We start from the raw sequence: 276 nt of genomic DNA on the forward strand, positions 1-276 counted from the left end.
TAGAACCCTCGTGCAGCGTCTTCGCCGCCCTTCGGCATGGCGAGCTGGACGTGCTCGAGGGCGAGGACGGCCACGGCCTCAGCCTCCCAGCATCTCCGCCGCGCGCGGCGCGAAATAGGTGAGGACGCCTGCGGCGCCCGCGCGCTTGAACGCACCGAGGCTTTCCAGGATGGCGCGCTGCTCGTCGATCCAGCCGTTGGCCGCCGCCGCCATGATCATGGCGTACTCGCCCGAGACCTGGAAGGCGAAGGTCGGCATCCGGTAGGTCTCGTGCAC

At 69.6% G+C, this 276-nt stretch carries 1 pseudogene; it reads right to left on the bottom strand.

The annotated features are described in order from the left end of the window. Nucleotides 1-78: 78 nt before the first annotated feature. Nucleotides 79-276 (bottom strand): annotated as a pseudogene (locus ACZ3HG_RS23540) (porphobilinogen synthase); the annotation flags it as partial.

It is taken from the genome of Erwinia sp. PME.40.26/001 (assembly GCF_055556675.1).